Raw genomic sequence first — 25,453 nt, 5'->3', positions numbered from 1 at the left:
AGTGTCATGACAGTGCGCATCGCGCCTGTTTTCATGGCCGGCGCCCTTCTCGCAGTCATGGCGACGGGAAGCTTGGCCTGCGGAAGCAGCAGCGGAACAGTGTTCCCGCTCCGGATCGAATCGGGGAAGAGCTATCCGGTCGACGGGGACGACCACCCGTTCTTCATGCAAGGTGACTCGCCGTGGTCGCTGATCGGCGATCTGACCGAGGAAGACGCATATCTCTACCTCGAGGACCGCAAAGCTCGCGGGTTTAACACCGTTCTGGTCAACCTTCTCGAACACCGGTTCTCCCGAAACGCGCCTGCAGACGCATACGGCGAGAAGCCATTCGCTGAAAACGGCGATTTCGTTGCTCCGAACGAGGCGTATTTTGCTCATGCAGACCGCGTTCTGCAGAAGGCATGCGACCTTGGCTTCCTGGTGTTGCTCGCTCCGGCATATCTTGGATATGGCGGTGGCCCTGACGGTTGGTATCAGGAAATGTCCGCGGCAGGGGTAGGCAAGCTTAGCGCTTACGGCCACTTTGTTGGACGTCGCTACCGGCATTTCGACAATATCATGTGGGTCAACGGCGGCGACTACAATCCTGCGGACAAGGATCTCGTCAGGGCTCTCGCCAAGGCCATCATGGAAGAGGATCCTAAAGCCCTCAGCACTTTCCACGGCGGTTCCGACACGGCGCCAGTCGATTTCTGGGGGCACGAACCCTGGCTGGAGGTGAACAACGTCTTCACTTACGGCCCGGTCTACACTGCAGCGATCAGGGAGCACAATCTTAACAGGGGCATGCCCTTCTTCCTGATGGAGACCGCCTACGAATTCGAATATGGCGCCGACGAGTACCGGATCCGAATTCAGGCCTACCAGGCGATCCTATCGGGTGCGTTCGGGCATCTCTACGGCAACAACCCGATATGGCATTTCGGTGGGCCTGGCTTGTTTCGACCGACTATGGGGTGGAAGGAGGCTCTCGACAGTCCCGGCGCGAAGAGCATGGAGGGGCTTTTCGATTTCATCTCGTCAATAAAGTGGTGGCTGCTCGAACCTGACAGCAAGAACAGATTGCTGGTCGACGGCATGGGCAAGGACATGGGGAGGGCGGTCGCCGCGACGGCCAGGGACGGCTCCTATGCCGTCGTCTATATGCCCAACAATGACGGCGTCACCATCGACCTTGCGCAACTGTCGACGACTTCTATCCGCGCCCTCTGGCGCGATCCTACGAGTGGGGAAGTGACCGATGTCATAGGTTCGCCCTTCAAGGCGGAGCGAACAGGATTCAAGCCGCAAGAACTCAACAGTCGCGGATATAGGGATTGGATTCTGGAACTCATACCTCAAGACCCTGTGGCGCAAAGCCAATAAACGCGGCGCTCCTTGCGGCAAGGGAGGGCCAGGCGTGCGCGCCAACTGGCCCGAAAGGATTAGACAGCACCGCTCCGAAAGAAGTAGCCGGCGACTACGCTTCGTCCAACAGGGCATCCTGGTCGCCCATTGGCGTTCTCCTCCATTCCTCTGGGTCCAAGTAGCCTCTGCGCGATCACTATCCACTTGAGAAGAGGTGCACGATGAAAGTCATGGTAACCGGCCATCAAGGCTATATCGGCTCGGTGATGGTGCCGATGCTGCTCCGTGCAGGGCATTCGGTGACCGGCTATGACAGCGATCTGTACCGGCGCTGCACGTTTGCTTCGGGAGGAGAGCGGGCTTCCGTTCCCTCCATCCAAAAGGACGTCCGGGACGTGCGTGCGCACGACCTCGAAGGATTTGATGCCGTCATTCATCTGGCAGCGCTTTCCAACGATCCGCTTTCCAATCTCGATCCGGACATCACTTACGAGATCAACCATAAGGGAAGCGTCCGTTTCGCGACGGCGGCCAAGGAGGCCGGCGTGTCGCGCTTCCTTTTCGCGTCGTCGTGCAGCAACTACGGACAGGCCGGCGACGGGATGGTCGACGAAACAGGCGACCTGAACCCGGTTACGCCCTATGGCTGGTCCAAGGTGCTTTCGGAACGGGATATATCCGAACTGGCCGACAGCAGCTTCTCTCCCGTCTATTTTAGGCCCGCCACGGCCTATGGGCTGTCGCCCCGGCTCCGATTCGATATCGTGCTGAACAATCTCGTTGCCTGGGCGGTTACCAAGGGCGTCATCCTCCTAAAGTCCGATGGAACGCCATGGCGGCCGATCGTCCACATCGAGGATATTTCCAGGGCGTTCATTGCCGGGCTGGAAGCGCCGCGCGAGAGCATCCACAACGAAGCCTTCAATGTGGGACGGACGGACCACAATTATAGGATTCGAGACATAGCCGAAATCGTTGCCGAGGTCGTGCCGGACTGCCGGCTTGAATTCGCGTCCGATGCCGGACCCGACAAACGCTCCTACCGCGTCAACTTCGACAAGATCGCGCTTGCCCTTCCTGCCTTCAAACCGCAATGGGATGCGCGCAAGGGTGCCGAGCAACTTTACCAAGCCTATCGGAAGTCGAATGTCACCCTTGAGGAATTCGAGGGCCCGCGCTTCCAGCGCATAGGCCACATCAGGCATCTTCTCGCGAGCGGACTTCTGGACGAGCGGATGCGGGTCGCCGAAGCCTCGAGGACATTGGAGGCTATGGCGGGATAGCCGGGATGGAACATGTGAACCCCGACGGGCTCGGCTCGCCACCTGCTTCTATGAGTGTCGGCCAGGAAATCTACGCTCTGGCCGAACAACTCTTTCCGATCTGCAGGAGCATCACCGGAGACGGCGTGCGACGAACTCTGGATATCCTGTCGGAGCACGTCAATCTGGAGCGTCATGAGGTACCCACCGGAACGCAGGTGTTCGACTGGACCGTTCCAAAGGAATGGAACATCCGCTCGGCCAGTATCAGAGGCCCGGATGGGCAGACGGTCGTGGATTTTGTCGACTCCAACTTGCACGTCGTCAACTACAGCACTCCCTTCAAGGGAACACTGACGCTCGAAGAATTAAAACCGCACATCCATACGCTGCCTGACCAGCCCCAACGCATCCCCTATCGTACGTGCTACTACGCCCCGACCTGGGGTTTCTGCATGGCTCACGACCATTTGACGAGGCTGCCTGACGGTCTTTATCGGGTGGATATCGATACCGAATTGAAGGACGGCAGCCTGACCTATGGCGAATATCTGCACCGCGGGCAGACGGACCGGGAATTCCTTCTTTCCGCGCATATCTGTCATCCCTCCTTGGCCAACGACAATTGTTCAGGACTAGCCCTGCTGGCGCTTCTTGCAAGAAGTCTAAAGGCAAAGCATACGCGAAACAGCTACCGCTTCCTGTTCGCTCCTGGCACGATCGGCTCGATCGCATGGCTGTCTCGCAATGAAGACCGGACACATCTCATCGACCACGGCCTGGTCCTTTCGTGTGTTGGGGACGCCGCAAGCCCGGCCTACAAGCGCAGCCGCCGCGGCGACGCCTTCATCGACCGCGCGATGACGCACGTGCTCGGGCGTGAAGCCGGAGCGAAGCTGATGGATTTCTCCCCCTACGGCTATGATGAGAGGCAATACTGTTCGCCGGGCTTCAACCTTCCGGTCGGTATGTTCCAGCGGAGCGTTCACGGGACCTTCCCCGAATACCACACGTCGGCCGACAACCTCGACTTCATCCGCCCGGAACATCTCGAGGATTCTTTTCGCATCTTGACGGACGTGATCGACATTGTTGAAGAGAACTGGACGCCGTTGAACCTCTTCCCCAAGGGCGAACCACAACTCGGCAAGCGCGACCTCTATGCAGCCGTAGGAGGGCAGAAATCGTCAGGCGTAACGTCGATGGCCCTGCTTTGGGTGCTTAACCTCGCCGACGGCCAGCATTCGCTATTGTCCATGGCGGAGCGTTCGAACCTGCCGTTCAAGGAACTGGCCGCCGCGGCGATACTTCTTTCGGAATACGGTCTCCTGACAGCAGCCTTATGAGGCTCCGGCAGCGGTCCGCCGTCTGATAAGGGGCCACCTTTTGTCCCGGTCCGACATTGCTGTCGGCATCAGTGGCCAGCTAATCGAAAAGGCAGGGTCGTTGTAGAGGACGCCTGTCGATGCGTTGGGCGTATAGAACTGCGATATGAGATACGAGACCTCGGTGTCGTCCGTAAGAGTCTGGAGCCCGTGAGCGAACCCGGCAGGGATATAGACTTGCTTCATGTTCTCGGGCGTCAGCTCGAAACCAAGCCAGTTATAGCGTGTAGGCGAATTCGGGCGCAGGTCCACGACAACGTCAAAAATCGCGCCGCGGACACAAGAGACCAGCTTGATCTCGGCATAAGGCTCCTCTTGGTAATGTAGCCCCCTGAGCGTTCCCTTTTTGACCGAATGAGCACGGCTGTGCTGGACAAAACGCGTCGCCAGACCGCAGTCAGCCATTTCCTTTTCACAGAAAAGACGAGTGAAAGAACCACGGTCGTCAACCATGGAAGTAGGCTCGATCAGCCAGACGCCTTGAAGCTCTGTTTCGGTAAACTGCATGTCGCCCTGAATCCCCGGTGCCGAGCTAGACCGGCCCGTTAATTGTCAGCGTGGTCAGCCTAAGCTGGAAGGGCTACCTAAGCCTTAGGTGGCCTCTCCGATAGCGGTAGATCCGCAACATCGCTTTAGCCGTTCGGCGGGCTGGCGGCGGCATTGCCGCAGCCAGTTCTCTATAAGGACTAAGGCACCCGACGGATTGGCAAATCGAACCAAGGGGGGCGGGGTTCTAACCTGCCGCCATCTGCCTACGGAGGCGCTGGCGGCAAGCATAGGTTCTTCGTAGCCCACAGCGTCTCCGTTTTTCCAAACCAGCCGTCCAGGAGTAGGGAATGAACATTCAGGCTGTCGAAATCGTTCGCGATCGTGGTGCGGCACGCCGGAATGTCGGTTGCAGGCTTTGCGGGTCGCTCCTGCGCAATACCCTGGTCGATCTTGGCATGTCGCCGCCTTGCGAGAGTTTCCTGCAGGCCGACCAGCTTGATCAGATGGAACCCTACTATCCGCTTAACGTGCTTGTCTGCGACACCTGCTATCTGGTGCAGCTCAAGGAGTACATGAGCCCTGAGACTATCTTCAGCGAATACGCCTACTTCTCCTCGTTCTCGACAAGCTGGGTGGCTCATTCGAAAGTCTATTGCCAGGCGATCACAAAACGCCTTGGGCTTGGCTCCGACAGCCTTGCAGTGGAGCTCGCAAGCAACGATGGTTACCTGCTGCAGCACTTTCTACCGCTCGGCGTTCCTGTGCTCGGCGTCGAGCCCGCCGCCAATGTTGCGCGCGCCGCCGTCGAGAAGGGCGTGCCCACCCGGGTCGACTTCTTCGGGGTTCGGCTGGCAAATCAAATGGTGGCCGAAGGACTTCGCGCGGACCTCATTATCGGCAACAACGTCTTGGCGCAGGTGCCGGACCTCAATGACTTCGTCGCTGGGATGAAAATCCTGCTCAAACCAGAGGGCGTGGTCACCCTCGAGTTTCCACATATCGAGCGACTGATGGCGGAGAACCAGTTCGACACGATTTACCACGAGCATTTTTCATATTTCTCGCTGCTGACGATCGACGTGATGGCTGCTCGCCACGGATTGCGGCTGGTCGACGTCGAGGAGTTGTCCACCCATGGCGGCTCACTGCGCGTCTATCTCGCCAATGAGGGCAGTAGCTGGGGCGTCAGTAGTCGAGTTGCCAAACTTCTCGACCGCGAAAAGCGGCACGGGCTGACGGAGATGGCTACCTATACCTCGTTCGGCCACAAGGCACAGCGTGCGAAGCGCGACCTCCTGGCTTTTCTTATCTCGGCCAAAAGCGAAGGCAAGAAAATCTGTGGCTACGGTGCGCCCGGAAAGGGCAACACGCTGCTCAATTACTGCGCGATCGGCACCGACTTCCTCGACTTCACCGTCGACCGTAATCCTTACAAGCATGGCCGCTTCACACCGGGAATGCATATCCCAATCAAATCCGTCGAGGCGATCGACGAGGCCCGGCCAGATTACATCCTGATCCTTCCATGGAACCTGAAGGACGAGATCATCGAGCAGATGCGCCATGTCGCTGCTTGGGGTGCAAGGTTTGTGGTGCCAATTCCTTTCGTGACAGTGATTGATCCATCGGAGTTACGGAGATGAAAGTTGTCCTTTTCTGCGGCGGTCGCGGGACCCGGATCCGCGACTATTCCGACAGTATACCGAAGCCGATGATTCCACTCGGCCACCAGCCGATTCTGCGCCACGTAATGCAGTGGTACAGCGACTATGGACATGACGAATTCGTCTTATGCCTGGGCTACAAAGCCAACGTCATCAAGGATTTCTTCCTCAACACACGACCGCAGACTTTTTCCGATTGCGTGGTGACGCAGGGAGGCCAGGATGTGAAACTGCTCGGTGACAAGGTCAAGGACTGGAGCATTACCCTGCTTGATACGGGGGTCTGGCGCAATATTGGCGAACGCCTCTGGGCAGCAAGGGACCAGGTCAAGAACGAGAAGATGTTCCTGGCCAACTATTCCGATGGCCTGACCAATGTCGATCTCGACGATGTGATCGCGAGATTCGAGGCCAGCGGCAAGATCGGCTGTTTTCTTGCGGTGCGCGCGCCGCTGACATACCATTTGGCCGACATCGCGGAAGACGGTCGTGTGCGCGAGTTCCGCACCACGGATACGTCGGAGATCTGGATCAATGGCGGCTACTTCGTGTTTCGCCCGGAGATTTTCGACTATATGAGAGACGGCGAGGAGCTTGTTCTCGAACCCTTCAGACGATTGATCGATGACAACATGCTTATGGCGTACAAGCACGAGGGCTTCTGGCGTTCGATGGACACGCTGCGCGATTGGCAATCGCTCGAAGACATGGTCGAACGAGGCGACATGCCCTGGAACAAGAAGGTCACCGCCGAAAAAATCAGGCGCAGCATGGTGTTGGCCGCATCATGAGAGGGCTTGGCCTCGCACGTCGCGGGGAGGAACTTTCGATCCTCTGCCTTGGTGCACATTCCGATGACATCGAGATCGGAGCCGGCGGCACTATTCTCGGATTGATCGAGTCTGGGGTCAAACTAGACGTCCACTGGTGTGTACTGAGCGCCGGCGGCCAGCGGTCGGCCGAGGCCAGCGCTTCGGCCGAAGCGTTTCTTGAGGGATCGAAATCGTCCAGGATTGATATCGCGGATTTCGAGGATAGCTACTTCCCGGCCCACAGCCGAGCGATAAAGCAGTGGCTGATAGATTTGAGATCTCGCGTTCATGCCGACGTCGTGTTGACCCACGCGAGGTTCGATGCGCATCAGGACCACCGGGAAGTCAACCAACTGACCTGGAATGTCTTCCGCGATCATCTCGTGATCGAATACGAGATTCCCAAATGGGATGGCGATCTTTGCCAACCAAATGCCTATGTGCCGCTTACGGCCGCCGTGCTGGAACGCAAGATCGAGCTTCTACACCAGCACTTCGGGACGCAGCGCTCCAAGGACTGGTTCGACCGTGAGACATTCGCCGGGCTGGCAAGATTGCGCGGGATGGAGTGCCGGGCGCCGGAACATTTTGCCGAGGCATTTACGCTCAGAAAGGCCAGGCTTCTTTAGCAGGTGGCTACATTATCTCGCGAAGAAGCTGTGGGTGCGCGAACTCTGACCAAGCGGTCCATTTACCCCACGAACGTTCCCTACCTCGCCACTATCTCTCGGCCGAAATGCGATGCCGCGCTGGCTCAATCCAAGAGAATGAAAAAGCAACGTCTTCACAACGTCATGACGTTGCGACGAGCCGGTGGGCCTCTGACTGCCGGCTTGTTGCACTGCTTGCAGCGAGTGGGTTCGCAGAGGCCACAGGCATCCTTGCCTGTTCATCGCCATTGTTAAAGCGACGGAACACGGGTTGCGAGGGGCGACCGACCAAAAAGTGGCTTGGTCCCGATTCCAAGGCCCGCGCGTACACTGCCAGCGCCCCGTCAACGGCTTCGATCGTCTTCATGACCGCGGCGTCGTCGTGAGTGTAGCTGACGACGAGAGATGGCATGAGCACACCACGCTTGATCGTCTCCTGCAGGAACAGGGAACGGTATGTCTGCGAGGGCTTGCCGCCTGGATCGAACGTGGTGTACGCCAGACAACTGGGACGGCCGACAACCTTGAAATGCCTATCAACTCCATGGTGTCTGGCAACCTCTGCGATGCCGTCCCTTAATTTCGTTCCCTGACGGTGCAGATGTTCGATGACGGGCTCGTCCCGATAGGTGCGCATGGTCGCGATCGCCGCGGCAAGCGCGTGGGTTTCCGCCCCGTGCGTGGTCGACAACAGAAACACCCTGGGGCGATCCGTATGATCGAGCCCACCGAGCCGCATATATTCGCGTTTGCCTGCCAGGGCCGAGACCGAAAATCCATTGCCAAGGGCCTTGCCGAACGTCGACAAGTCCGGTTCGATGCCGTAGAGCGCCTGTGCGCCAGCCGCATGCCACCTGAACCCGGTGATCATCTCGTCGAGAATGAGCAGTGCGCCGTTTTCCCTGCAAAGATTCTGGACTTCATGCAGGAACCCGTCCGCCGGATCGTCGCCACGGGAGGGTTCGAGGATCAGGGCGGCAACCTTCCCCGGGTACCTGTTGAACAAATCCACTACACTGGCGATGTCGTTGTACCGGAAAGAGACGGTCAGGTTCCGGACCGCTTCCGGGATTCCCGCATTCATCGGTGTGGTCCCAATGAACCAATCGTCTGTTGAAAAGAAGGGGTGGTCGGCGCAGCATGCGACGAGATCGCGACCCGTATATGCGCGGGCAAGGCGGACAGCCCCCGAAGTCGCGTCCGATCCGTCCTTGCAGAACTTTACCATCTGGGCGCCAATGAGCTCCAGGAATGTTTCGGCGCAGTCGACCTCGATCCTGGCTGGTCGCGTGAAGTTTGAGCCACCGCTGAGCGCCGTCTCCACCGCTCTGAGCACGGTTGGGTAGGCATGCCCCAGCCCGACGGAACGGTTGCCCATGCCGAATTCGATGTATTTGTTACCATCGACATCCCAGACGTGGCACCCCAGACCACGTTCGATGAAGCCAGGCGCGAGAATGGGATACTGATCCTCGCCTTTCGCGTAGGTGTGGCTTCCGCCCGGGATCAGTTCACGACCACGTTCTTGAAGGCGTCCGGATTTTCGAAAACAGGGGTTTTGCTCAGACATGCGGACCACTCCATGTTGATAGAAAGTCTACATGTTTGGCCCTGGATTTTCGCGTTCTCCATAAGGTCACCGGTTAGCACTTATGGTGGATGGAAGGCGCGGATCCGCCCTTGGCTCCGCATGATGAGGCGATCTTTGGAATTTTAGAACAGCCGGATCCGTGCGCTTTTGGAACGCTCATGAAAAATCGGCTGCGGCATCGTTTTGCGCTCTGGGTAGCGAGCCGCGCCAGAGCGCGCCCATTGTCGCGGATCAAAAATTGTCAGCGTTCGCGAGCGACCCGATTTTGAAGCAGAGTAGTTTAAGAACGGCCCCTCCGCTTGAAGGAGGGCCGCTTGTTACTGCGATAAGTCTTCAGCCGGGGTTCCTTCCGCGAAGAGATCATTGACCTTGTAGGCGACTTCCGTACGGTTGGTCGCCTTGAGCTTCTTCATGATGTTGCGGATGTGCACCTTCACGGTGCTTTCTCGCAGATTGAGCTCATAGGCGATGATCTTGTTCGCCTTGCCGCGTCGGAGCGCCTGGGCGACCTCAGCCTGCCTAAGCGTGAACATGCCGGTTAAAGGCCTCGTGTCACGGCTGCCTGCATCTATCAGGTGCCGCATGGATAGGACGCTGCTTGCCGGAACAAATATGCCGCCCGCCGCCGCGAGATTGATTGCCTCGACACAGACATCGATCCCTACAGAGGTGGGAATGTAGCCACGTGCGCCGCATTCGAGAGCCGTCAATATCTGTGCAAGGTCGTCTGTGTCGGCCAAAATCACCACAGGCACCGACTCGAATTCGCTCGAAATGCGCCTGATCTGCTCCACCATACCATGATCGGTTACCTTCCGACCTCCAAGGTTGAAGAGAATGGCTGCAAGGGGAGGGGGCGTCCCCTTTTTCGCGCGCCATTCGTCGATTGAACCCATGGCCTGGACCGCCATGCCGAGTTCGTGATCCTGAAGGGCCGATGCGAGACATTCGCGGTCTAGGGCCCTTCCGTCTAAGATGAGGAGGCATTCCCTGCCTACTTGTTCGTTGACTATTCCCGTTCCGTCGGACGGAATTTCTTTGTGATTTGCCAATGTGTACTTATGCAGTCCTACTGCGGAACTCATATTTCTACCCACCCTTTTCCCACAAGAATCCGCCCTGCGGCGGCCAATTAGCCCCTCATTCTTCACATACTTCGGAATTTCAAAAGTTTGATACCCAGCCCGTTTTGAGAGCTTTAGCTGGGATTTCCCAACTTGGCGCCCTCTGCTGCTCCTTTTTGCCCAATCAGAACAACCTGATCAGCTTATGGGCTATTCGCAAGCAGTCGCTAACATAGGTTAATTTTTGGTAAATAATTACGCCGGCGACAGAAGCCGATGTCGAGCCACGCCATATGCGCTGCAATCTGACTAAGGCGGAAGAGATGCCGGTCCTTATCCGATAGGGGGAAGTTGCGGCTTCTTGCATCCCCTGACAACGTCAAACCTTGCCCGAAAGGTCCCCTGCCGGCCCGGCAGGACGCCAAGCCGTGCAGATGAGCCGCGGTTACCCCGAGACAGAGGTACGAGTGATGAATGCCCGGCCTCAGGCGGTTCCCTGAGGATCAGCTTCGGTCAGCCAACACACATCCAGAACGGTTCCGTCATTCTGGAGCTCAGCTTCGAAAGCGTCGATGAGCCTTTTGGCGGCTTTGCTCGCAAGATGGCTCTCGGGGTACTTAGCCTTCACCGCCCGTGCACACTCGTAAACCTCCTTGAGTTGCCTGACCTGCTTGGGCCCGAATGCGCGATATACAACCTGGGTGGTCATATCGCCTGTCCTCCTTGTGCTGGAGCTTTAGACAACCGCCCATTGCCGAGCCTCCCATTTCCGTCATCATTGACACAGGTTTTGCGACAGAAAGCAAAAGCTGCCTACGACTTTGGTAAGGTCACAGACTTCCCTAGTCGAGCCGTTCTTTAGGCGGCGTGCCGGGATTGAGGGTTAGCCATTTGCAGGAGGGTACAGGAACAAGAATACAAAGGCTCGCCATCACTAAACACCTCAATGGCTCCACGGCGCCGACTCGCTTACCGCTCCTCCGAGGGCCTATTTTGTCCTCCGTCATGACCACATGCATTTTCAATGCGAGAGCGATAGCAGCTACATTCGGCCTCAGAGCGATGGTGAGCGGGCCACCACTTTCATTGTTAGCCGTAAGGGAGGTGGAAACGCATCTGCGCTTTCTACCTTCGCAGGTGAGGCTACCCCCTTTGACTCTCTTGCCCGGGATATCCACCTGCCGAAAGATCGACCGTCGGACAGCTTGCTGTATCCGCGTCACTGGGGCCAACCAAGCGGGAAGCTCGATCGGCATGCAGGTGTCTTTGCCGGGACTGCTAATATGCGCGGCTATTTTGGTCGTTGCCTACTATTCAAGGGGAATGCTGATCATCGGCTTGATCGCTTCCCAGGCCTTCGGTGCGACGGCCGTCATGACCCTTACCTTTCTGGGCGGGTCATCGCCGTTGATCTACACCATATTCGCGGTCCTGCTCGTCACGGCCGTCGCGGCGAGGCGTCGAATCTGGTTTGACCTCGGAACCGTATTCGGAAGCATCCGGCCAGTCTGGATTCTTACAAGCCTCATGGTTTACGCAATCATCGGATCATGGCTGTTTCCTAGGTTATTTGCAGGACAGACAGCGGTCTTCGTGCAGTCCAAGACCCGGGGCACAGTCGTAGAAGATTCTTTGGCGCCGGTAACAGGCAACATTTCTCAGACGGGTTATTTCATTCTTGGTGGACTCGCCGCGATAGCGCTTTGCACTCTGCTGCTGCACTCCAACCGGATCGACCAAGTCCGCCGCGGCTTCTTCCTTTGGTGTGGCCTGCACACGGGAATGGGGTTGATCGATTTTGTCGGCAAGAACGTGGGAGCGGGAGACTTGCTGGCCCCGATCAGAACCGCCAACTACGCGATCATAACGGACGCGATCGAGGCCGGATTCGTACGGATCACCGGGCCTTTTTCGGAGGCCTCTTCGTTCGCCAGCGTTTCCCTCGCCTGTCTGGCATTCTGCTACAGCTACTGGAGGAAGACAAAATCACCTCTTGCGAAATGGCTGTCGGGTATCCTGCTCTTCCTGTCCATTCTGTCGACTTCATCGACCGCCTACGTCGGGCTGACTCTGGTATGCATTCCTGTTGCTTTTTCTATGTTGGCTTCGGTCCTTAAGGGAAAAGTCGAGCGCGAAGAGATGCTGATAATCGCTCTCATGGTGGTGGGCGGGACAGCCATATTGGGCATCAGCCTTTACAAAGCCGAGGCCTTGGACCCTTTTGTCAGGCTGATCAACAGCACTATCGTTAACAAAGCGGATTCCGCGTCGGGCCATGAGCGCACCTATTGGAATGTGAAGAGTCTACAGTCCTTTCTCGATACCAGTGGACTGGGCGTTGGTTTCGGCAGTTCAAGGGCATCGAGTTGGCCGATCGCCGTCCTTTCCCAGCTGGGCTTATTCGGATCGCTGATGATGGCTATCCTGCTCTGTATTCTGGCCAGGGGGCTGGGCGCGGCTCGTGAGTGGGTGGACCCAGAGACCGATGCGGTCGTGGCAAGCGTCAGGAGTGCTGCCCTTGCAAGCATAATTGCCATGTCGGTGTCGGGTGGCAGCGCCGATCCAGGCATTCTCTTCTTCATAGCACTTGCAGTCGTTTCCGCCACGCGGGCCCGCGCTCTGCGCGGTATGACCGCATTAGGACGAAGCGCCCCGCCGTCGGGTCATGGTACGGTCAACGTCGTGTACGGCGGTTCCGCCGGATTGGCTTTGCAGCGGCAAAGATTCTTGGCGATGTGCCAGGGCCCCGTCCAGTTCAATACCGACAGTGATACCGAATAACGGACGGCCATGGACTGCCGAGTATGGGAGACGCAGCCCTCAATCTGCGAGTTATCAACGCCCGCAACTTCCAAACTGCGTATGTCTCAAGCACCAGAAGCACATCTAAGGCTACGAAGTAGAAGCCTTCAAATTCTTTGGAATACCTTCGCCACGGTTGACGACTGACCGCACGCGAAGCTGGAACGGTTCAAAAAACCTTTATGGTGCAATCGATGTTTGCTTCCATAACGGGCCGACGGCTTTCGTCGGACACAGTGACCGAGAGTTTGCTCTGCAATTCGTCCCGAACTTCGTCCTGCGCCATCGCGACGAGCATTCTAACTGCGTCTGCGCGGGCCTCAAGCGCACCTGCGTAGTGCGTGCCCTCTGTGTCAGGAGAATGGGATTTGCCGTCTTGGACGTCGAAAAAAAACAGCGGCATTTTTGAATCCGTGATTAACAGCAATGCGCTCTTAAGGGCAGAGATCTTGTAGGTTCGCTCACGGCTGCTTAAGGCATTTTTTTGGAGGATTCCAGCAACTGCAGATAGGGCAAGTGGCTGCGGCTGTGGACAACTCGAATCATCTCGATCACAAGACATTAAAGAGAGTTATGGACCCGTTACCGGCTGAAAAGCAGGATCTTTCAAGCCGCGATAATGCCGCTGTAGCGGGCGGCAATCTGGTCTTTGTCGGAACGCCGTATAGACCCAAATCACATCGCAAACGGCACCGCGAAATCGAACGCCAAAGTCTGCATCTCGCTGACGATATCAAGCCTGCGGGCATTGCAAGAACGGCCAGGCAAAAAGCCTCATCTCGGATTCGCCCATCCTATCGTGGAAGCCTGGTCAACCAAAGTGATAGATAGGGGCTTGCGAATGGTTCTGGTAACCTGCCGCCTCGACAACATGGCATTTCCTGCTGTTCGGAGTTTCCAGTCTTGTCGCTGAATTTCGTTGACGAAGCCCGGCCCAACACATTCGAGTTTGAAACATCGGCGCTGATCAAGGCGTCCGGGTTTAGGGAGTATGACGCGCGCTGGTGGTTTGGTCAGGTAGCACCCGAACTGAACCTGATCGGCGTCCAGGCGCTCGGAATGGGGCTCGGCACGCTGATCCGCCGTCTCGGCGTTGGACCCGATATCGTCACCGGGCATGATTTCCGCTCCTATTCGCTTTCTATCAAGCTGGCGCTGGTGTCCGGGTTGATGGCCGCTGGCGCGAGGGTCAAGGATATCGGTCTGGCCTTGTCGCCGATGGCCTATTTCGCCCAGTTCGCGCTCGATACGCCGTCGGTCGCCATGGTCACCGCCTCGCACAACCAAAACGGTTGGACTGGCGTTAAGATGGGTGCCGCACGGCCACTGACCTTCGGTCCCGAAGAGATGAACGCGCTGAAGACGATTGTGCTGGCCCGCGATTTCGATCTTGTTGGCGGCGGCTCTTATGATTTCATTTCCGGCTTTAGAGAAGCATATCTAGACGATCTGACCCAGGACAAGCGCATCTCGAAAAAGCTCAAGGTCGTGGTCGCTTGCGGCAATGGTACTGCCGGCGCCTTTGCGCCTGAAGCGCTGGAACGGATCGGCTGCGAAGTGATCCCGCTCGACATCGAGCTCGATCATACATTTCCGAACTACAATCCAAACCCAGAAGACATGCAGATGCTGCATGCCATCAGGGACAAGGTGCTGAAGACCCGGGCAGATGTCGGGTTGGGTTTCGATGGCGATGGCGACCGCTGCGGCGTCGTTGACAATGAGGGCAACGAAATCTTCGCCGACAAGGTCGGTGTGATGCTGGCGCGGGATATTTCGCTTCGCTATCCCGGCTCGACCTTCGTCGTCGACGTCAAATCGACCGGATTGTTTCACACAGATAGCGTGCTGCAGGCCAACGGCGCGGTCACCGACTATTGGAAGACCGGCCACTCTTACATCAAGCGTCGCGTCGCCGAACTCGGCGCCGTCGCCGGCTTCGAAAAATCTGGTCATTTTTTCTTCAACCCGCCTATCGGTCGCGGTTACGACGATGGGTTGATCACCGCCATCGCCATCTGTCAGATGCTGGATCGCAGTCCCGGCAGTTCGATGGCCGACCTGTATCGCGCGCTGCCACTGACCTTCGGCACGCCGACCATGTCGCCTCACTGCGCGGACGACGTGAAGTATGGCGTCGTCGAGCGGGTGGTCGCCGACTTTCAGGCTATGAAGCAGAATGATGCCGCATTCGCCGGCCAGAAGATCGCTGACCTGATCACCGTCAACGGCGTGCGCGTCGTCGCCGAGGACGGCACCTGGGGGCTGGTGCGCGCTTCGTCGAACAAGCCGGAGCTTGTCGTGGTCGTTGAAAGCCCCATATCATCGTTGCGCCGCCGGGAGATGTTCGAGGCCGTCGACGTCGTGCTGCGCCGCAGTTCGCAAGTGGGCGCTTACAACCAGACTTTCTGAGCGCCCTTTCCTCCACTGGTCAAGTGATCCCCAACAGCTGGCGCAGGCGGATTGGCAATCGGGGCGAGGCTTGCAGTTCGCCACAACTTGCCTCCCATTTTAACAGATACTCGGCGATCGGAATCCCGGTCCGTCCAGGCCAGCAGTTGAGCGCGCCCAGCGCCTCGATGCAGTCCGGCGCGCGCTCGTATTCGGCGAGGATGGTCAGCGACATTGCCTGAGCGAACGGATTGAGAGCGGGCGTTTCGATCTCGCCGCGATTGCCGGCGAACCACGCCGCGGCGTCGCCGGTAAGCCCCTGGCTGTCGGCGAGCGCCGTATAGCGGTCGATGATATCCTGGCGGTATCGGGCGATGGCATCGCCGAAGGCGTTGTCGCCAGCGAAGGGCGGGGTCTCCTTCCAGCTTCTCGCCAGACGCCCGAGCCCGCGCAGCGAGTGGGCCTCCACCATGGCTTCCTCAAGCCATTGGCAGGGCGGCGCAGGCTTGGCGTCGGCCTGCCAGCTGTTGCAGAGGACATGGCCGAGCTCGTGGCCGAACTGGTAGGCGAGCTTCGACCAGTCACGCTCACCGATATCGACGATGATCCAAGCCATGCTGCTGCCGTCCGGGTGCAGCCAGATGGCCGGCGTGCCGGAAGTGTGCTCGTCGACACGCAGGCGCGTCGGCTGGCGGTCAGACAACAGGCGAACGCCGTCGAGGCAGGCATGGCGCATGCGTTCGAGAACCTGAACGGCAGCACCCTCCAGCATGCGGCCCCAGTCGCCGGCAAGCTCGATGGGCGCGGTAAGGAGGGTTGGCGATGGGTGGGCCAACGTAGATTTGGGAGACATGGCCGCGTAGGCTTTCCGAGAGTGGCTCAACAGCGCAACTGATGCCAAGCCGGTAGCCAATGAGACGGCCGCAAGTATACTGAACTCTCGCCTGTTCGTCAGCTTATGCTCCTTTGTCCAAACATACCCTTCGAGGCATGATGCGGAGCGCGCGATCGCTGAACTTACCGCAACCCCACACCCATTGAACAACGCTTAGGTGGTATGTAATTTGCTAAGGCCTTCGCAGCGGCGACTAGCACTTGAATCGGGAATGGCACTGGTCTCTCTCATGCACCGATTTGCGCCATGTCCCACAGACACATCGCCTTCGATGCGTAGTGTTCCTCCGGCATGACCAGGAGTGGCAGAGGCAACGAGAATGGCGGTTGCTGTAAGTTGAGAAATCCGAATCCGCCCGTTTCCAGCGCAATGTCCTGTGCCGAGGTCGAATGGCTTGAGGTGAGCAGCCAGCGCGCGCCGCACTTCTTGAAGTTGCGCAGCACGCGCCAGATATCGGGCTCGGTCAGATGCTGCAGACAGTCGCGTGAAAAAATGAGATCGACGTTCGGCAGCGGATCTGCAGCCAGATCGAGGACGCAAAATTCGCGATCCGCATATCGCATGCGATTCGTTTCGATGACTTCCGGAACAATATCACAGCCGACGTAGTGCGTTTTGCCCAAATCGACAAAGCGCATCCAGTTGAAGTCGCCGCAGGGCGCATCAAGCATGGACTTTACATCCAGTGCGCGCAAAAGCATCGGCAATACGGTTCGCACACGATGCGTCGTCGCGTACGCTGAACCGAGCCCGGAGCGCGATTCCGCGGAGCCCCACTCGTTGGTTTGGTAAATGCGCGCGAAGGCTTCGTGGGAATCATCGGGCGTGCTTTGCGTCATCGAATGCAACCTCATCGACGTGCTCAATCCCGATTCCAGCCGCAAAACGGAAAGGTCGTCAAGCACGTTTCCTGGAAGGGGACGTGCGCTATGCGTTGATGCGAGCCAGCGTCACCACTGTGGAGCTCGTTCTCCAGTCGCCTTACCGGGCCAACCCACCGGCGTCACATAACCGACCGATGAACCCGCAAGCATTGCTATGAAATCTCGTCGCCTCACCGCCTATTCCTGTCGCTTCGCTGAATGATATCAGATCTCGTTCCACCTATGGCGCTGGAATTAGATTTAGCACGAGGGCAGCGGCGGCCAACTATCTTGTTAGGTATGACTGTGGGTCAACCATGCGGTTCGATGTCGTTATGGACCTTTCAAGGGCCCCGGCAGACTCCTCAAGCATAGGTAGGAATGGATAGAACCAAAGTGTGTGGTCAGGCCTGGGCGGCCAATTTGGAAAGTCGAATTCAGTCGGATATACGGTCGTCGACGGGGCGCGCTCGATCAGGTCCGATCTCACGTACGACAGCTCCATCACGGGCGCGACTACGTACCCATCGACAATTCCCAAAGGCTCATTATTGTTTGAATGCACATGAAATAATGTGAACTCGTCGTTAATTTTCGATAGTGCCGCCACGAAACCAGTTCTGTAAGTCGGATCGCTCAGTCTGTCCAACCAGTGAAGTTCCATCGTAATTTGCCGGAATTGTCGAAGCACCGCTTGCGGCATCGCCGAAAACACCTCGAACTCAGCACCTTCGATATCGATCTTCAGAAGCAGATCAGTCCGCCCCTCATGGCCGAGCCTGTTAAGCTGATATGCTAGCGTGTATAAGGACGCCGCTTCGCGGTTATCTGCCGCCAACCCGTGCTTTTGGAAATGGAAGTTCGGGTGCCCAAGCGGAGGCCCGTCAACGGTGTGGTCGAACATGAAGATATTTTTTCCCATGCCCGCCATTTCAATATCAAATGAAACCTGGTTGCCAATGCCGAAGCTGTAGACGATTTCTATCGGATCCAGATCATCAAGAATTACATATCCCCCATCACTTTTGCATCCGACCCGCGTCTTGAGGAATGGTTTTACGTCGTACGGCTTGAGAAGGCGCAAAGCATGGAAAATCTCTTGTGAGCGAGGAGGCTCCGACAGCGAAAAACTCTCGTAGCCGAGGCAATGGGGTCTGGAAAGAGTTATGCGTCCATCAAGCTCGGCGCAAAGGAACGTGTCGCCAACATGAAAACCTACCCAAACCCAGTGCTTCGGGAAGATTTCCAACCTAGTGGGCGCCGACGTCTTGGGGTCCTTAGCGACCAGCGAGCAATCTGACTGAAAAGCAATTGGAAGACGGTGATCATCGCCACTGAATATCATCTGCCCTTGCTTTCCATCGGACAGAAATCTGACATTTGTAGACCAGCTGTCGATCGGACCATGACGCAGCTCACCAGTGTCGACTTTCACGTACAGCACCGTGCCGTGAGCCGTATATATCCAAGGGAGTGTTTCGAACTGCTCCTTGGTGATGATGTCCGATGTGGCATCAGGCTGAGACTTGGTGGATCCACGCGACTTCAAGACGCTCAGTACCCGCTTATACCGCTCCAGATTTCCCCCGCTTTGCAGATGGATTGCATCCTTCTCTGAGGAGTGAGGAAGCGAACCCGTGGGGTAAAAAGGTTCAATTTCGGAAGGCGAATTCCATATGAAAATAGGAAGCTGGCGAGATGAAAAGTAGAGAGAGAGAACCACATCGTCACTTTGCCGGCAGTCCACGTCTTTCGAAGTCTCTTTTACGTACTCTTGGAAGTCGTCTCCAATGCACGCAGGTGGGTACAGCACTGTACCAAATCCCTCGAACATTGATACTTGCGTTTGACCGAATTTGAAAGTAATGCTGCCGTCTGAGTTGAAGTCTCCCCCATGCCTCGCAAGTATGCGATGTTCAGAATCGCGATGTCCGCGACATAACATTGCCAGCTGATTTTCAGGATATGCAAAATCGTCGTCGACAGACCATAGGTACGTTTCCTGATCGTCCTTGTGTCGCAGCAGTGTGGGGGCAATTTTTGTAATCGGGCCGAAGTCGTCCGTTCGAAAAATCTTTACCCGTTCCATTTCCGTGAGCCATGTCGGCAGCGTGTACGGTTCGTCCGTACGCGCACACACATATGGAACATTTAATTCAATATGCTCCACCGGGACGGTTTGACTGAGCGCGCTCTCAAGTGCAGGACCAATTCGATCAATTCGCGAGGGAATGGTGGTCATTGAAGCGATTATTCGCATAGCCTGTCCTATCTGTACGGATCGAAACGCCGATGCTGATATTGCAGACTCCGCTAGGGTGGATGGGGGCAGAGTCCTATTCGGGCTGCGAGCCGTCTACGTCTATCCGGTCTGACGGCGGTTCGGTATCGTGGATGACGAGTGGTGGTATGGAAACGTAAGCTTGCATCGAGCCATATGCCGCACACATCGCGCAATCGATACCCGTGTCATCGAGGATGACGGCAGTTCCAGGAAATGGGATCTGTCTGCTTCGTAGCGGCAGACATTTTTCCAGGAGTATTCGTGCGCCTCTTGGTGTCAATGTGTACGCCTGAAGTCCAAATGAATGCTCTACCCTGATGAGGGAGCGCGAAAATCTCTCGATCTGAAACAAGGCAGGTTTATTTTTATATCGACGATCGTAAAATTCGAGCTTGGCTTTGGAGAAGCCGAAATCCAACCAGAGAAACAATGGGTCGAATATATATCCCCACTGTATCAAGTCCCATCCGGCAGGTGCTTGAGATATGATATTGGCGGAGTCCTCCATGAATCGAAACGATGCTCGAACGTCATCTTCGAAAATGGTTATCGTCTTGTTCTCTGACGCCGACAGCTTCCACAAGTTGATATGGGATAGAGCGCACCCCAACGTGCCCGGGGGATACGGACAATCACTAGTAATCAGCCCTTCCTTGATGAGCGCCTCCCTGTCGAGAGAAGTGCCGTCAACGGCCGATACCCGAACCGTATTGTGTGTTAGGTGCCAGTTATTACTTTGATACCTGTTCCAGCGCTCGACGCTACGGTCGAGGTTTATCAAGTGTATTTTCGGCGAACCCTTCGGCTCGACATGTCGATCTGGTGTCGCTAGGGAGCCCGAAAGCGCGGCGCCAGTGAATACGGGGGCATCGCCCGCACCGTGAAGCAGCGTTCGAGCACGCTCGATCCCGTCACTCACATGGTATTGGCCGTCGCCGAAGGTGATGTAGCCGTAGACCTGCCGGTTGTCCATGTACTGGACGACGCCGGCCTTCCTGGCGCTGTCGGCAAAGATGACATACTCGTACCTCGACGTGCCGTCATCATATGTCAGTTCCGTCAGTACGTCGGCGCGGATAAGATAGGTGCAGTGCACGAGCGGCATCTCGATAATGCCGCGCACGTGGCGGTTGAGCACCCAGCCATATTGATCGCACTGCAGATAGTAGCCGTTGGCGTCGACCTCGGCATGGTAATTCGAATAGTATTGGCCGGGCGAGATAGAGCGCAGCAGGGGAGCGACGATAGGCAGGTCGAGCGCGACAAGCTCTCGTAGCGTGGCCGGTCGCACAAAATTGTCGACGTCGACGACGAAATAGAAGTCGCAATTGTGCTCGAGGGTCTTCCCCAGGCTGATGTTACGGATTCGGCCGAGCACCTTGAAACGCGTCTCGTTCCATTCGTGCTCACGAAACTGCTCGACCCGATCGGCCACGTCTGAGGCATCGAATTCAACCGCCGCATAGAGGTGGCGTACACGCTCCACCCATTCGCGGAGTATGTGCTCGGTCTTGTCGGTGTTGTTGTTTGTCCTGATGTACAGCACGATCGACGCCTTCGGGTAGTCGAGCGCCTCGATGCATTCGAGGTAAAGGGGTAGTGCCGGCTCTTTCTGCTTTGCCAGGATTGTAACCAGAACGCGCGGCGTGCCTTTCATTCGCGATCGCAACGAGCGCTGCGGGATGAGCTTGTGCTGTTCAGCAAGGCTCTCGGCGCCGAGTCTCCCCAAAGCCGGGGGCTCGCCGACCTGAAGCTTGTCGGTGGCGAAGCGCGCGTTGGCGACCACGCGCTTCAGCATGTTTGCCGGCAACTTGTCGCTGGCCAGTAATTTCAGGCAGGCATCGAGTGATTCCCGGTATGCGCCTGCCCAGTATGCGTTGACCGAAAACTCATCGAGAAGCCCATAGTCGTAGACCCAGGGCTGCACGAAAAGGCCGGCGGGTTGAGCAAGGTCGAGCCCTCGACGCGCAAATTCCATTCCTTCCGCATTCCGGCCTTGGTTGCGGCAAAAGAGGCTCGCGGCGTGAATAGCCTCCGCACGGGCGGGAACGGTCTGCGCGGCACGTTCAAAGGCGGCAATGACCTCGGCGAATGGCCGTCCCAGCGCTGCCATGAGGTTGCCCGCCTCTAGAAGGCTGACATAAACCTCCTGCTCCCAAAAACCCAGCTCGGCGCGCTTCAGATAGTTCCCCAGTGATTTTTCACGTTCACCGAAGTCCCTGTAGCTCTGCGCCAAATAGAAGGTGTATCGCGAAACAAGGAAGGGGTCAGTCTCCGTCGCAAGCGCATTCTCCAAAACGGCCGCGTCGTCCTGGTACTTTCGCGGGTTTTGACTGCGTGCTCCGCCGCGCCCCGTCGCTATGCTGAACCCCTTTGCTGTTTCGCGGGTGAGATGGCCAGGAGGAGCCTCGAGATACTCGTGCAGAACGCCCTTGAAGGTGAAGGCCATTCGGTTCCGAGATATCTGCGGGCGATAAAACGAAATGCCCCCATGAGACACCTCAACGTCGTACAGGTCGTGTGCCATCTGCGACTTGAATGCGACTGGATTGAAGTTGGGGTCCAAGATGAGGACATCGTCCGCATCGATGATCATTGCATAGTCGACAGTCTCGACCTCACGCAATCTTTCAAGGGCGAAGGTACGGTTGTATGCGAAGTCCCGCCACGGCTCGTCGATGACAACGCCTTGGACATTGTGAGTGGCGAGGAAGCTGCGGATGATTTCTTGCGTGCCATCCTCGGAACCCGTGTCGACGACGAGAACATAATCTACAAGGGGGAGCACGCTGGCGAGGCATTGCAGGATGACCTTCGCTTCGTTCTTGACGATCATGCACAGGCCGATGGTGCTCATGCCGTTTCCTTCAGCGATCGAGTGCCGCGTTGCGCGCCTGCTCGAAATTGTGAAATGGGAATTCGTGCAGCTCGCCCGGCAGGTTGCGGGCAGCGAAGAACGATTTGATGAAGTCCTGGGTCCCGTCCGTCGAGCCGCTATCGCCGATGACCCGGCAGTCGATGTGGTCGGCGACCGCCCCGAGACAGCGCTGCAGGTTCGCCATCTCGTTTTTGATGATCATGTTGAGGCAGAGCCTTTTGCCGTTTGTCATGTGGGATCTATCGGCTCTTTGCCAGGCTTCGATCGCTCATGCATTTCCCCGCTGCCTCTGCCCTCTTGCCGGTTCGGCCGCGGGAACAGCCTGTGTTCCTAACGATCCGACCATTCCTTCTGACGGTTCGTGCGGCTTCGTCCCCAGGAAGCCGCGCTTAACCTTATCCATCACGGTTAGCTGTCGCCCGTCGCGCCACGAAGGTTTTCGCCGAACTGCAACTGCCTGCTCTCACTCCTTCGTCCAGCCCAACCGGCTTACGCCGTATACTTCATACTTCGCCGCCATTTGCCAACTGCCGTCAAGGTTTCGACAGCCACATCCGCGGACGAGGCGTCCCGGCTGGCATCCCTGCAAGCATCAGTGCTTGCAACGCAGCATGGACGACGAACACCTTCAACTACAGCATGTAGCTGACAGCATTTGAATTAATGTCGTTAAGCTACGGATTTTCAGACCGATTTTTTCCCATCTTGCCTGCTGGTCTCGCTTACGCGGGGCTCCCTGTTTGCCGCTAATTTAGAACATGCTTAATTAATAGTTTACAATTTGCTAATTTTATAATTTACTAAAATACGGTGTTGAGGGGCGCCCGCGGATTGGACGGCCGCTCGCCCGAATCTCTGCGAAGGTCTCTCTCAGGGAGTTGGGTTAGCGGGGTCTGGGTTATCAAGGCCGTTCCACAGATTGCAAGGCGCGTCCACGGGCGCGCCAGCGATATGTCTTGTGCATGCCTCCGTGCGAGGCGGACGGCTTCCCATTCCCCCCGAGAGTTGTCGGCGAGGCGTTAGCGTCACGGTAACGGGAGTAGGTTGTGAATCGGGTAGTATCGCGTGCGTATCGTAAGGATCGTGCAGGCCCCGGTCTGGGTGGTCTCCACGCAACATCGCCGCTGGGAAGCGATCGGCCGAATTGGCTGACCGACGCGCCTCGGTCCCGCGCTTTCGAACTCTCTTTCACCGATCCCTCGATATCAGATCTCGGCGTGATCTTCCGAAATGGGACGCCGGAATCCGACGCGATCATGCTCGACGCTAAGCGTCCGCCCGTGCGGCCGGGCGCTCGGAACGAACTCATCAATGCACTCTCGCACGCATTTCGAACGCCACATGCGCTGACCCAGTCGGACGGCGGGCATCCGGCGGCAAATGGAAATTGACGGCGCGGCACGGTGGCCGCCGACCAAGGAGGATAAGATGAGCTACACAGCAGGTTTTGCGGTTATGGAAGTCACAGTTAGAGGCGTCTTGCCGATTGGCGACACGACCGAAAACGTGACTTATTTCATTCTCGACACGGCCAAGAGCGCCATCGTCGGCCAGGTCGTTCTTCCCAAGGCCGTCAAGCGAAGCCTCGCCGTTGCACTCACCGTCAAGGTCCCAGGCACCGCCGCATCACTTGCAATCGGTACGTTCGGCGATGGCGGGAATTTTGAGGCCGCCAGCTTCCTGCGTGTAGAAACCCCCGCTGTCGAACAGCCCGACGCCGCTGCTGGCCCACTCGGAAGATGACGCTCCCAAGCCCATCGTCCCTAGCATTCGCCGCCCAAGCTAATGGGCGGTTTCCCTTCAATTGAATTCGAAGCCAACAGGAGCCAGTCATGGCCCGCGCCTCTGAAATTCTCTTTGTGGATCCTTCAATCTCCGACCTCGATACGGTTCTCGGCAACCTCAGGCCTGAAGTCCAGGCTGTCGTGCTCGATGGCCGCCGGCCGGCCGCGCAGCAGATCGCTGCCGCGCTCGCGGGGCACGAAGGCCTGGATGCGGTCCATATCATGGCGCATGGCGCGCCTGGCCGGGTTGGTTTCACTGCGGGAGAGTGGGCGATCGGGATCTTGAAAGAAGCGGCTGACGATTTCGCCGCGATCGGCAAGGCGATTGCTGCCGACGGCGAGCTGCGGCTGTGGAGCTGCGAGACGGCATCCGGTGACACGGGCGAGACCTTCGTAGCAGCACTGGAGGAGGTGATCGGTGCGGACGTCCGCGCATCCAAGTTCCTTGTTGGTGCAACGGTCCTTGGTGGCGCTTGGGAACTGTCCGGGCGTGCGTCCATTCCCTTGCCCCCGCTGACATCGGATGGGTTGGCGCACTACGCCGGGGTGCTTGCCGGAGGCGACCTGACGCTTACTGGCATCACGGATGCTGGTTCCAGCAAGAACATTAACACGTACTATCTTGTAGATACAAATGGCACGGCGCCTACCACTGACGACACCGTCGTTGGCAGCTTCAATCTTCCCTCAGCAGCAAATTCAGCAGCTCCAAATTTTTCAATATCCATAACTGTTCCAGATGCTACTCACACATATCTTATTTACGATTCCGGATTTCACTTATACGGCACGCTCACGCCTATTGTTCCTGCGACTGTTCCTCCGACCTATACTTTCACGACCACGGCTATCAATAGCCCCGGCGGCTCAAGCAATGATGGCAACCACTTTACCGGAGGCCTTCTGACTGTCACGTCGACCGGAGCCCAGGGTGCAACAGGCCCGACGGGCGCAACTGGTGCTACCGGAGCTACGGGCGCGACAGGGGCTTCAGGTGCGACGGGCTCGACCGGCGCCACAGGTGATACCGGAGCTACCGGTTCGACCGGTGCCACGGGTGATACGGGAGCGACTGGCTCGACCGGCGCCACAGGCGATACCGGAGCAACCGGCTCGACAGGAGCAACTGGGTCGACCGGTGCGACTGGTGCCACGGGCTCGACCGGCGCCACTGGCGATACCGGGTCGACTGGAGCGACCGGCTCAACCGGTGCCACGGGCTCGACTGGCTCCACTGGCGATACCGGGGCAACCGGATCGACTGGAGCAACCGGTGACACAGGTGCGAC

20 protein-coding genes are annotated in these 25,453 nt (G+C 57.5%); 10 read left to right on the top strand and 10 right to left on the bottom strand.

Translation table 11 applies throughout. The features are described 5' to 3' along the window. Positions 1-6 precede the first annotated feature (6 nt). The 3 genes from A3AU_RS0129785 to A3AU_RS0129775 all read left to right on the top strand — a co-directional run bounded on the left by A3AU_RS0129785 (position 7) and on the right by A3AU_RS0129775 (position 3,958). Complete coding sequence (locus tag A3AU_RS0129785) at positions 7-1,368, top strand: glycoside hydrolase family 140 protein (RefSeq protein ID WP_154674691.1); 1,362 nt, start codon at positions 7-9, stop codon at positions 1,366-1,368. A 203-nt stretch (positions 1,369-1,571) separates the two neighbouring features. Next, a complete protein-coding gene (locus A3AU_RS0129780) occupies positions 1,572-2,633 on the top strand; it encodes an NAD-dependent epimerase/dehydratase family protein (protein ID WP_027056146.1) in 1,062 nt (353 codons plus the stop codon). A gap of 5 nt (positions 2,634-2,638) precedes the next feature. Beyond that, positions 2,639-3,958, top strand: a complete 1,320-nt coding sequence (locus A3AU_RS0129775) for a DUF4910 domain-containing protein (RefSeq protein WP_032918344.1) — start codon at positions 2,639-2,641, stop codon at positions 3,956-3,958. Here the strand turns inward: A3AU_RS0129775 and rfbC are convergent. Continuing rightward, entirely contained in the window at positions 3,953-4,504 is a 552-nt protein-coding gene (gene rfbC / locus A3AU_RS0129770) for a dTDP-4-dehydrorhamnose 3,5-epimerase (RefSeq protein WP_027056144.1), read from the bottom strand. The two genes, A3AU_RS0129775 and rfbC, sit on opposite strands and share 6 nt — an antisense overlap. A gap of 329 nt (positions 4,505-4,833) precedes the next feature. Between rfbC and A3AU_RS0129765 the strand changes: the two genes are divergently transcribed. From A3AU_RS0129765 to A3AU_RS0129755, 3 genes are read left to right on the top strand one after another with little or no spacing between them, the layout of a single operon-like run. Beyond that, complete coding sequence (locus tag A3AU_RS0129765; protein WP_027056143.1) at positions 4,834-6,129, top strand: class I SAM-dependent methyltransferase; 1,296 nt, start codon at positions 4,834-4,836, stop codon at positions 6,127-6,129. Next, positions 6,126-6,941: a sugar phosphate nucleotidyltransferase gene (locus A3AU_RS0129760; protein WP_027056142.1), complete on the top strand. Its 816-nt coding sequence runs from the start codon at positions 6,126-6,128 to the stop codon at positions 6,939-6,941. Before A3AU_RS0129765 ends, A3AU_RS0129760 begins: the two co-directional genes overlap by 4 nt. Next, positions 6,938-7,591, top strand: coding sequence for a PIG-L deacetylase family protein (locus tag A3AU_RS0129755; RefSeq protein ID WP_027056141.1), 654 nt, complete (start codon positions 6,938-6,940; stop codon positions 7,589-7,591). The genes A3AU_RS0129760 and A3AU_RS0129755 overlap by 4 nt, the downstream gene beginning before the upstream one ends. A 163-nt stretch (positions 7,592-7,754) precedes the next feature. On the opposite strand, the gene A3AU_RS01000000136335 is transcribed toward A3AU_RS0129755, so the two are convergent. The 3 genes from A3AU_RS01000000136335 to A3AU_RS0129740 all read right to left on the bottom strand — a co-directional run bounded on the left by A3AU_RS01000000136335 (position 7,755) and on the right by A3AU_RS0129740 (position 10,976). Next, positions 7,755-9,182 carry a glutamate-1-semialdehyde 2,1-aminomutase gene (locus tag A3AU_RS01000000136335; protein WP_081709710.1) on the bottom strand — a complete coding sequence of 476 codons (1,428 nt, stop codon included), beginning with the start codon at positions 9,180-9,182 and terminating at the stop codon, positions 7,755-7,757. A gap of 338 nt (positions 9,183-9,520) precedes the next feature. Next, entirely contained in the window at positions 9,521-10,288 is a 768-nt protein-coding gene (locus A3AU_RS01000000136330) for a LuxR C-terminal-related transcriptional regulator (protein WP_081709709.1), read from the bottom strand. 463 nt (positions 10,289-10,751) lie between these two features. Beyond that, on the bottom strand, positions 10,752-10,976 hold the full coding sequence (locus A3AU_RS0129740) for a hypothetical protein (RefSeq protein WP_027056140.1): 225 nt from the start codon (positions 10,974-10,976) through the stop codon (positions 10,752-10,754). A gap of 545 nt (positions 10,977-11,521) precedes the next feature. On the opposite strand from A3AU_RS0129740, the gene A3AU_RS01000000136325 reads away from it, so the two are divergent. Next, positions 11,522-13,048, top strand: coding sequence for a hypothetical protein (locus A3AU_RS01000000136325; protein WP_418001084.1), 1,527 nt, complete (start codon positions 11,522-11,524; stop codon positions 13,046-13,048). Positions 13,049-13,238: 190 nt separating this feature from the next. Here the strand turns inward: A3AU_RS01000000136325 and A3AU_RS0129730 are convergent, their stop codons facing one another. Then, positions 13,239-13,472 carry a DUF6894 family protein gene (locus A3AU_RS0129730; RefSeq protein ID WP_027056139.1) on the bottom strand — a complete coding sequence of 78 codons (234 nt, stop codon included), beginning with the start codon at positions 13,470-13,472 and terminating at the stop codon, positions 13,239-13,241. A 500-nt stretch (positions 13,473-13,972) separates the two neighbouring features. On the opposite strand from A3AU_RS0129730, the gene A3AU_RS0129725 reads away from it, so the two are divergent. Then, entirely contained in the window at positions 13,973-15,481 is a 1,509-nt protein-coding gene (locus tag A3AU_RS0129725; protein ID WP_027056138.1) for a phosphomannomutase/phosphoglucomutase, read from the top strand. A gap of 19 nt (positions 15,482-15,500) precedes the next feature. Here A3AU_RS0129725 and A3AU_RS0129720 read toward each other — a convergent pair whose 3' ends face one another. The 5 genes from A3AU_RS0129720 to A3AU_RS0129700 form a co-directional block, all read right to left on the bottom strand. Further along, positions 15,501-16,196 carry a hypothetical protein gene (locus tag A3AU_RS0129720; protein WP_245235599.1) on the bottom strand — a complete coding sequence of 232 codons (696 nt, stop codon included), beginning with the start codon at positions 16,194-16,196 and terminating at the stop codon, positions 15,501-15,503. A gap of 386 nt (positions 16,197-16,582) precedes the next feature. Continuing rightward, positions 16,583-17,260 carry a class I SAM-dependent methyltransferase gene (locus A3AU_RS01000000136320; protein ID WP_154674690.1) on the bottom strand — a complete coding sequence of 226 codons (678 nt, stop codon included), beginning with the start codon at positions 17,258-17,260 and terminating at the stop codon, positions 16,583-16,585. A gap of 244 nt (positions 17,261-17,504) precedes the next feature. Then, the gene (locus A3AU_RS0129710; RefSeq protein WP_161633545.1) at positions 17,505-19,460 is read right to left on the bottom strand and encodes an FkbM family methyltransferase; all 1,956 of its coding nucleotides are present in this window, start codon (positions 19,458-19,460) and stop codon (positions 17,505-17,507) included. Between the two features lie 94 nt (positions 19,461-19,554). Beyond that, complete coding sequence (locus A3AU_RS0129705) at positions 19,555-22,359, bottom strand: glycosyltransferase family 25 protein (protein WP_027056135.1); 2,805 nt, start codon at positions 22,357-22,359, stop codon at positions 19,555-19,557. A 10-nt stretch (positions 22,360-22,369) separates the two neighbouring features. After that, entirely contained in the window at positions 22,370-22,612 is a 243-nt protein-coding gene (locus A3AU_RS0129700) for a glycosyltransferase family protein (RefSeq protein ID WP_027056134.1), read from the bottom strand. A 1,196-nt stretch (positions 22,613-23,808) separates the two neighbouring features. Between A3AU_RS0129700 and A3AU_RS0129695 the strand changes: the two genes are divergently transcribed. Beyond that, positions 23,809-24,123: a hypothetical protein gene (locus A3AU_RS0129695; RefSeq protein ID WP_154674689.1), complete on the top strand. Its 315-nt coding sequence runs from the start codon at positions 23,809-23,811 to the stop codon at positions 24,121-24,123. A gap of 89 nt (positions 24,124-24,212) precedes the next feature. Next, on the top strand, positions 24,213-25,453 hold a 1,241-nt coding region (locus A3AU_RS1000000140190; RefSeq protein WP_209444683.1), incomplete at its 3' end, for a DUF4347 domain-containing protein.

This window comes from Mesorhizobium erdmanii USDA 3471 (assembly GCF_000472705.1).
In the GTDB taxonomy this organism is placed as follows: Bacteria; Pseudomonadota; Alphaproteobacteria; order Rhizobiales; family Rhizobiaceae; genus Mesorhizobium; species Mesorhizobium erdmanii.
Note: the sequence above shows the minus strand (reverse complement) of the source record. Positions and strands in the feature narration are given on the sequence as shown.

Coding starts and splice junctions, on each gene's coding strand:
- A3AU_RS0129785 (WP_154674691.1), top strand. CDS start 7: ATGACAGTGCGCATCGCGCCTGTTTTCATGGCCGGCGCCCTTCTCGCA.
- A3AU_RS0129780 (WP_027056146.1), top strand. CDS start 1,572: ATGAAAGTCATGGTAACCGGCCATCAAGGCTATATCGGCTCGGTGATG.
- A3AU_RS0129775 (WP_032918344.1), top strand. CDS start 2,639: ATGGAACATGTGAACCCCGACGGGCTCGGCTCGCCACCTGCTTCTATG.
- rfbC (WP_027056144.1), bottom strand. CDS start 4,504: ATGCAGTTTACCGAAACAGAGCTTCAAGGCGTCTGGCTGATCGAGCCT.
- A3AU_RS0129765 (WP_027056143.1), top strand. CDS start 4,834: ATGAACATTCAGGCTGTCGAAATCGTTCGCGATCGTGGTGCGGCACGC.
- A3AU_RS0129760 (WP_027056142.1), top strand. CDS start 6,126: ATGAAAGTTGTCCTTTTCTGCGGCGGTCGCGGGACCCGGATCCGCGAC.
- A3AU_RS0129755 (WP_027056141.1), top strand. CDS start 6,938: ATGAGAGGGCTTGGCCTCGCACGTCGCGGGGAGGAACTTTCGATCCTC.
- A3AU_RS01000000136335 (WP_081709710.1), bottom strand. CDS start 9,182: ATGTCTGAGCAAAACCCCTGTTTTCGAAAATCCGGACGCCTTCAAGAA.
- A3AU_RS01000000136330 (WP_081709709.1), bottom strand. CDS start 10,288: ATGAGTTCCGCAGTAGGACTGCATAAGTACACATTGGCAAATCACAAA.
- A3AU_RS0129740 (WP_027056140.1), bottom strand. CDS start 10,976: ATGACCACCCAGGTTGTATATCGCGCATTCGGGCCCAAGCAGGTCAGG.
- A3AU_RS01000000136325 (WP_418001084.1), top strand. CDS start 11,522: ATGCAGGTGTCTTTGCCGGGACTGCTAATATGCGCGGCTATTTTGGTC.
- A3AU_RS0129730 (WP_027056139.1), bottom strand. CDS start 13,472: ATGCCGCTGTTTTTTTTCGACGTCCAAGACGGCAAATCCCATTCTCCT.
- A3AU_RS0129720 (WP_245235599.1), bottom strand. CDS start 16,196: ATGCGCCATGCCTGCCTCGACGGCGTTCGCCTGTTGTCTGACCGCCAG.
- A3AU_RS0129710 (WP_161633545.1), bottom strand. CDS start 19,460: ATGACCACCATTCCCTCGCGAATTGATCGAATTGGTCCTGCACTTGAG.
- A3AU_RS0129705 (WP_027056135.1), bottom strand. CDS start 22,359: ATGAGCACCATCGGCCTGTGCATGATCGTCAAGAACGAAGCGAAGGTC.
- A3AU_RS0129700 (WP_027056134.1), bottom strand. CDS start 22,612: ATGACAAACGGCAAAAGGCTCTGCCTCAACATGATCATCAAAAACGAG.
- A3AU_RS0129695 (WP_154674689.1), top strand. CDS start 23,809: ATGAGCTACACAGCAGGTTTTGCGGTTATGGAAGTCACAGTTAGAGGC.